Below are 7,629 nucleotides of genomic sequence, written 5' to 3'. Positions count from 1 at the left end.
GATCAGTTTGTCGGTAGCCCAGCAGGGCACCAGTCAGAGGCAGGGTCACGACTCCCCAAGGCTCTTACCATCATGTATGTCAGTGGGCTCTGGTTGCATGGTGACCATGCAGGATTCCCATGCCGGACACGGTCACGCCACGGGGCAGCCCCGACATTTCGTGCTGGGCCCGCCGCGGCCGCAACCGGCGGAGTCCTTCGTCCCCGATGCCCAGCAGGAACGGGTCCTGGCGCATCGAGGCCAGCCCGGCCAGGGGTCGGCCCTGTTGGTGGTGGGCGGGCCCGGCACCGGCAAGACCAGCCTGCTGGTGGCCGACGTGGTGGCGCGAGCCGCCGATGGCGACCTGACAGCGCACCTGGTGCTCACCTGGTCGCGTCCGGCGGCACAGGAACTGCGCTCCCGCTTGGTGCGGGCCGTGGGACGCACCCAGGTGGCCCCCAAGGTGATGACGGTGCACGGCTTCTGCCATGCCCTGGTGCGTCGCTTCGCAGCGGCGGGCCCGACGGGCCAGGGCGGGGACGGCCTGCGACTGCTCACCGCCCCGGAGCAGGAGTTCCGGGTCCGTGAGCTGCTGGCCGGGCACGACACCAGCCGCTGGCCGCAGGACCTCGTCGAGGCTGCCGGGACGCGGGCCTTCGCCACCGAGATGCGCGCGGTGCTGGCCCGGGCCCGGCAGCTGGCGATGGACCCTGCCGAGGTCAGCGAGGCCGGCCGTCGTGCAGGCCGGCCCGAGTGGCAGGCCGTCGGAGGATTCTTCGACGACTACCTAGACGTGCTGGATGCCGAGGGTGCCATGGACTATGCCGAACTGGTGCACCGGACACGCCTGCTGCTGCTCGAACCAGGGGTCCGAGAGGCGCTGGCCGGCGAGCTCGCCAGCGTGCACGTCGACGAGTTCGCCGAATGCGACCGTTCCCAGGTCTCCCTGCTGGCCGACCTGGCCGGCCTTGGCCTCGACGTGGTCGCCTTCGCCGACCCGAGCACCGCGGTCTTCGCCTTCCGCGGCGCCGAACTGAGATCCGTGGTGAATTTCCAGGCATTCTTCACCCGACCGGGTGTGGCCACGGAGCGGATCGAGCTGTCGAACGACCACCGCTGCTCGGTCGAGGTCTCACGAGCGGCTGCGCTGGTGGCCGCGAAGCTGCCCCGCAACGGGGCACCTGACCATCCCCGTCCCCTGCCATCGGCCGTCCGGGGAGCGGTGCACGTCACCACGCACGAGGACACCACGGCATTGGTCGAACACACCGCCGACATCCTGCGGCAGGCCCGCCGGCAGGGGCTGGACTGGTCCCAGATGGCCGTGATGACCCGCTCGGGTCGAGGTGACCTGCCGGTGCTGGCCCGCGGCCTGGATTCGGCCGGGATTCCGGTCGAGGTGGCGGGTGACGAGATCGCCCTGGCCTCCGAGCTGGCGGTGCGTCCTCTCCTGCAGGCCCTGGAGACCGCTGCGAGCCTGGTCAACGGCCAGAGACCCGAGGACGAGGTCCTGGTGGAGCTGTTGCGCTCCCCGCTGGGGGGCTTGGACGCCCTCGGCCTGCGACGACTCGGGCGGATGCTGCGCGCCCGGGAGCATGCGCGAGCCCACGCAGCGGCATCGGAGAGGGACTTGGGTGACGACCCCGCAGGCATCGAAACCGGTGGGGAGGGGCTGTCGACGACCTCGACGGCCCTGGTGGCCCGCCTGGTGCTCGATCCGGGATCAGCCTCTGCCCTGGCTTCCGAGGACCGTCTACCCCCCGAGGTGCGGCAGACCGCCGCACTGGGACGGCTGCTGGACCAGGTCGCTGGCGTGGTGGCTCGTGGTGGCAGTGCGCAGGTGGCCCTGTGGCAACTGTGGAGTGGGACCTCCTGGCCGGGGCAGCTCGAGGCCACCGCACTGTCCGGCGGCGAGGATGCGGCCCGCGCCCACCGCGACCTGGACGCCGTCGGTGCCCTGTTCGACCTGGCGGCCCGTGAGTCCCAGATGGTGGGGCAGAAGGGAGTCCAGGCCCTGGTGGCCGAGGTGGCCGGCCAGGCCATCCCCGCCGATACCCACCGGGAGTCCGAGCTGCGTGATCGCGGGGTCCGCCTGGTCACCGCCCACCGCGCCAAGGGCGAACAGTGGCCGCTGGTGGTGGTCGTCGGGGTGCAGGACGGCAGTTGGCCCAACCTGACCCGGCGCGGCAGCCTGCTCGAACCCGACCGGCTGTCGGTCGACGGTGTCTTGGCCCCCACCCCCACCAGCCAGGTGCTGGCCGAGGAACGCCGGCTCTTTCTGCTGGCCTGCAGCCGGGCCAGCGACCATTTGGTGGTCAGCGCGGTCGCCTCGGACCAACCAGACGGGGCGCAGCCCTCACGTTTCCTGCGCGACCTCGGCGTCCAGGTGCACCACATCGACGCCGCCGGACGCCGCTCGGGCACCCTGCCCGCCCTGGTCGCCCACCTGCGCCAGGTGGCCACTGACCCGTCGCGCTCCGGTGCCCTGCGTGAGGCGGCCGCCGAGCGGTTGGCCCGGCTCGCCGAGACCCGCGACCGCAGCGGACGTCCCCTGGTCCCGCAGGCGAACCCGAGCCGCTGGTGGGGGGTGCTCGACTACTCCCGGCCCGACGCCCCGCTGGTGGCCGACGGCCAGCCGATCGTGCTCAGCGGCTCCCAGGTGGAATCCCTGCTCGACTGCCCGCGCCAGTGGTTCCTGGCCCGTCAGGCCCGTGCCGAGGCGCAGCGGGGCAGCGCCGCGTCGGTCGGCTCGGTGGTGCACGTGCTGGCACAGCACTCGGAGGCTGAGCACACCGACCTCGAACAGATGCGGGAACAGCTCGAGGCCGTCTGGCCTGACCTGCCCTTCGACGCCCAGTGGCTGCAGCTGGCAGAACGAGAGGAGGCAGAGGCCGCACTGGAGCGCTTCGCCGCCTGGCAGCAGGCGATGGCCTCGCGCACGGTGCTCGGCGTCGAGGTGGACTTCCGGGTACCCGTCGAGGTGGGCGGCGAGACCGTCGAACTGCACGGCAGCGTCGACCGGCTGGAACTCGACGAGCAGGGACGGCTGTTCATCGTCGACTTCAAGACAGGACGCAGCGTGCCCAGCCAGAAGGAGGTGGACCGGATGGACCAGCTGGGCATCTACCAGCTGGCCGCCCAGGAGGGGGCCTTCGAGCACCTCGCCCCCGGCGAGCGACGGGTCGGCGGCGCCGAACTGGTCTACCTGCGCAAGCAGGACGGCAAGACCCCCTTCCCCAAGGTGGTCGGCCAGTCCTCACTCGACGAGCTGCCGCACGGCGAACGAGGAGCCCCGGCGCCCGAGCCCGGACCCGACGGCCCCACCTGGGTGCACGAGGACCTCGCCACCGCCGCGCGCACCATCCGCGAGGAACGCTTCTGGGCCACCCCCTGCCAGCGCTGCAGCTACTGCCCCTTCGCGGCCAGCTGCCCTGCGACCAGCCCCGTCGAGGAGGTCGGACGATGAGCATCCCCCCACGGGCCCCCGCCCGCGTGCTGCACAGCACCGACGAGCTGTGCGAGGCCGTCGGCATCCCCTTCTCCGAGGAACAGCTGCAGGCCATCACCGCGCCTCTGCGGCCGGCGGTCATCATCGCCGGCGCCGGATCGGGCAAGACCACCGTGATGGCGGCGCGCGTCGTCTGGCTGGTCGGCACCGGGCAGGTGCAGCCCCAGGAAGTGCTGGGGCTCACCTTCACGCGCAAGGCCGCCAATGAGCTGGCCCAGCGGGTGCGCCAGTCGCTGCTGCAGGCGGGCGTCGTCGACCCCGAGTCCCCCGAGGACGAGGGCGAGGAGGTCATCATGACCTACGACTCCTTCGCCGCACGCCTGGTCAACGAGCACGGCCTGCGCATCGGCGTCGAACGAGAGGCCACCATGCTCACCGGCGCCAGCCGGCACCGTATCGCCGCGAGGGTGGTCGCGCGGGCGGAAGGCCCCTTCGCCGAGCTCAGCCGGCTGCGCCCCGCCAGCGTCACCCAGAAGGTGCTGCAGCTCGACCAGGAGCTCAGCTCACACCTGGTAAGCCCCGACCAGGTGCGCGAGCACGCCCGCGAATACCTCGAGCACCTCGCCCAGGCACCCATCACCCGCACCGGGGCGCCCTATGCCGACGTGGTCAAGGCGGCCGCCACTGCGCGCGAACGACTCGAGGTGCTCGGCCTGGTGGAGGACTACCGCGCCCTCAAGCACGAACTTGGCCTGGTGGAGTTCGCCGACCAGATGGCGGTCGCGGCCCGGCTCGCCAGCCGGGTCCCGGCCGTCTCGCTGGCCCTGCGCCAGCAGTTCCGTGTCGTCCTGCTCGACGAGTACCAGGACACCTCCTCGGCCCAGGCGGTGCTGCTGCAGGACCTGTTCAGCGGACCGCGGCCCGACTTGGGCCTCGGCCACGCCGTCACCGCCGTCGGCGACCCCTTCCAGGCCATCTACGGCTGGCGTGGGGCCGCAGCCAGCAACATCCTGCAGTTCCGCGAGCACTTCCCGGCCACCGACGGCCCAGCCGACGCCTATGCGCTGACCGTCAACCGCCGCAGTGGCCAGAGCATCCTCGACGCCGCCAACACCGTCGTCGCCCCGCTGGCCGAGGACCCGTTGATGCAGCAGTCCGGCCAGGCCGCCGTCCAGCTGCGCGCCCCGGAGGGTCGGGGGCCCGGGCAGGTGGCCGCTGCCGCCTTCGAGACCTGGCCCGAAGAGGTGGACTGGCTCGCGCAGCAGGTCGTCGACGAGGGACATGCCCGCACCGATGCCGCAGGTCAGCCCCAATGGTCCTCGATCGCGGTGCTGGTGCGCCGCAATGCCGACATCGGCCCGATCTTCACCGCCCTGGTCGACCGCGACGTCCCCGTCGAGATCGTCGGCCTGGGTGGCCTGCTGACCCTGCCCGAGGTGGCCGACGTGGTCGCCACCCTGACGGTGCTGCACGACCTGACCGCCAATCCCGAGGCGGTGCGCCTGCTCACCGGACCTCGCTGGCGGATCGGCCCCCGCGACCTCGCGGTGCTGGGACGCCGCGCCACCGAATTGGCGCGCGAGGCCGGCGCAGGGCACCGCGGGAGCGGGGGAGAGGACCTGCAGGCCGACCTCGCCGCGGCCGTCGCCGACCTGGACCCGACCGAACGTGTCTGCCTGCTCGACGCGGTCGCCGATCCGGGGCAGGCCCCGCTCAGCCCCCAGGCCCGGCAACGACTTGCCGCCTTCGACGCCGAGCTGGCCGAGCTGCGCCGCCACGCCGCCGAACCGGTCACCGAGCTGGTGCGCCGGGTCGTTCGGGTGCTGGGCCTCGACGTGGAACTGGAGGCCACCCGCGAGCTGGCGGCGGCGGGGCGGCGCTCGCAGCTCGCCACCTTCCTGGAGGCCGTTGCCGGCTACACCAGCGTCGATGCCGACGCGAGCCTGGGCGGGCTGCTGGCCTGGTTCGCGGCCGAACTGGAGCACGGCACCGGGCTGGACCAGGCCACCGCCAGCGAGCAGAACTCGGTGAAGCTGCTCACCGTGCACCGCTCCAAGGGTCTGGAGTGGGAGGTGGTGCACCTGCCCGGACTGGTGGAGGGGGTCTTCCCGTCGGTGACTGTCGGGGACAACTGGGTGAAGAACTCCGCCGTCATCCCGGCCGAACTTCGCGGTGACGCGGACGGGATCCCGCAGCTGGCCGATGCCAGCAATGCCGCCTTCAAGGACTTCGAGGTGGAGCTGAAGCAGGCCCAGGTGCGTTCCGAGGACCGGCTCGCCTATGTGGCCATGACCCGGGCCCGGGAACGTCTGGTGGCCAGCACCCACCAGTGGCGTCCTGGGACGAGTCGATCGCGCAAGGCCTCGCGCTACCTGGGGCCCGTGATGGACCAGGCCGAGGCACAGGGACAGGTGCTGGCCGAGGCACCTCCCCTTGCCGAGACGAACCCGATGGCCGAGCGGGAGACCAGCGCCGCCTGGCCGGTCGACACCGATCCCGAGGCGCGCGAGCGACGGCTCACCGCCGCGGAACTCGTCGAGGCGGCGCGCGGGCGGCTGCAGCGCGGCACGCCCCTGCCGGCGCCCGCGCTCAGCCTCGACGAGCAGGATGAGGTGGACGGCTGGGATGCCGAGATCGACCATCTGCTGGCCGAGGCGCGGCGGGCGGACGAACCGGTGGTGGAGGTCCCGATGCCGTCCTCGCTGTCGGCCTCCGCCCTGATGGCGGCCACCCGGGACCCGGAAGGCTTCGCCACCGCGCTGGTGCGGCCCATGCCCCGGCCGGTCTCGTCCGCGGCAACCCTGGGCACGCGCTTCCACGACTGGGTCGAGCGGCGCTTCGGGATGGCGACGCTGGTCGATCCCGAGGACTGGCCTGCGCTGGAGGTGGCCGAGTCCGACCTGGCCCTGCACCGGCTGATCCGTGCCTTCGAGCAGGGCCCCTATGCCCGCCGCCAGCCCATCGCGGTGGAGGTGCCCTTCGTGCTGGCCCTGGGGGAGAGCCTGCTGCGCGGACGTATTGACGCCGTCTATGCCAGCACCGAGGAGGGCCACGACTTCCAGGTGGTGGACTGGAAGACGGCCAACCGGCCCAGCGACCCCACCCAGCTGGCCATCTACCGGCTGGCCTGGGCCCAGGCCCAAGGGGTGGCGCTCGAACGGGTCGACGCGGTCTTCTACCACGTGCTCAGTGGCGAGGTGGAGCGTCCTGCCGTGCTCGCCGACGAACAGGCACTGCGCCTGCTCGCCGAAGCCGAGCTGCGGCAGGACGAGGGACAGGAACCGGGCGGACTGTAGCCACGGCACTAGTCTCGATGCATGACCGAGGCATGGAATCCGCAGCCGCTGCTCGACCGGCTTGCCGCCCACCGCAGTCCGGAAGCCATGCAGGAGCTGTGGCGGCAGTCGGCACGGGTCCTCGAGGTCGACCCCCGGGGGTGTGTCGCGCTCGACGGCAGCGGCCGGCCGGGACGGGAGACCGACGACGAGGAGCTGGAGCTGCAGCGCCACGTGTTGCTCGGCCTGCTCGACGGGCAGCCCTGGTTCGCGCGACGGGTCGACGAACACCCCGCAGAGGTGTCCGTCGCCAGCCTCCGTGACGAGGGCCTCGGCGAGGGAGTTCGTGAGCTGCTGGCCAGTGCGGCCGGCGTCCTGGCCTGGCACGACCGGGCCCACCACTGCGAGTTGTGCGCTGCCCCGACCACCATGGCCTCGGGCGGATTCCACCGCACCTGTACCCAGTGCGGGCGTGATGTCTTCCCGCGCACCGACCCGGCCATGATCGTCGGGGTGCTCGACGAGCAGGACCGGCTGCTGCTGGCGCACCAGTCGAGCTGGCCCGAGGGCAGAGTCTCGATCCTGGCCGGATTCCTGGAGGCGGGGGAGAGCGCGGAGCATGCCGTGGTGCGGGAGGTGCGCGAGGAGTCGGGCCTGGAGGTGCACCAGGTCCGCTACCTGTCCAGCCAGCCCTGGCCCTATCCCCGCTCGCTGATGCTGGGCTTCTCGGCCCGCGCCCGGGGCGAGGTCTGTGTCGACGGGCAGGAGATCGCCTGGGCGCGCTGGTACACGCCCGAGGACCTCACCGCGGCCGAGGCCGACGGCCTGACCCTGCCCGGGCTGGGATCGATCGCCGGACGCATCATCCAGCGCTGGCGTGAGGGCACCCTTCCCGCACCCGAGGGCGGCCTGGGACCGGTCTGATCC

Annotated in this window: 3 protein-coding genes; all 3 read left to right on the top strand. The window is 72.3% G+C overall.

Going from position 1 to position 7,629, the window contains the following annotated elements:
* Window positions 1-106: 106 nt before the first annotated feature.
* The 3 genes from ACYVKA_RS13955 to nudC are packed head-to-tail and all read left to right on the top strand — an operon-like array spanning window position 107 to window position 7,626.
* On the top strand, window positions 107-3,445 hold the full coding sequence (locus tag ACYVKA_RS13955) for an ATP-dependent helicase (RefSeq protein ID WP_460706325.1): 3,339 nt from the start codon (window positions 107-109) through the stop codon (window positions 3,443-3,445).
* Window positions 3,442-6,723 carry a UvrD-helicase domain-containing protein gene (locus ACYVKA_RS13950; protein ID WP_460706323.1) on the top strand — a complete coding sequence of 1,094 codons (3,282 nt, stop codon included), beginning with the start codon at window positions 3,442-3,444 and terminating at the stop codon, window positions 6,721-6,723. The genes ACYVKA_RS13955 and ACYVKA_RS13950 overlap by 4 nt, the downstream gene beginning before the upstream one ends.
* Before the next feature lie 21 nt (window positions 6,724-6,744).
* Window positions 6,745-7,626, top strand: a complete 882-nt coding sequence (nudC, locus tag ACYVKA_RS13945; RefSeq protein ID WP_394274668.1) for an NAD(+) diphosphatase — start codon at window positions 6,745-6,747, stop codon at window positions 7,624-7,626.
* Window positions 7,627-7,629: the final 3 nt, after the last annotated feature.

It is taken from the genome of Luteococcus sediminum (assembly GCF_054783495.1).
This window is presented reverse-complemented; position numbering and strand designations above follow the sequence as displayed.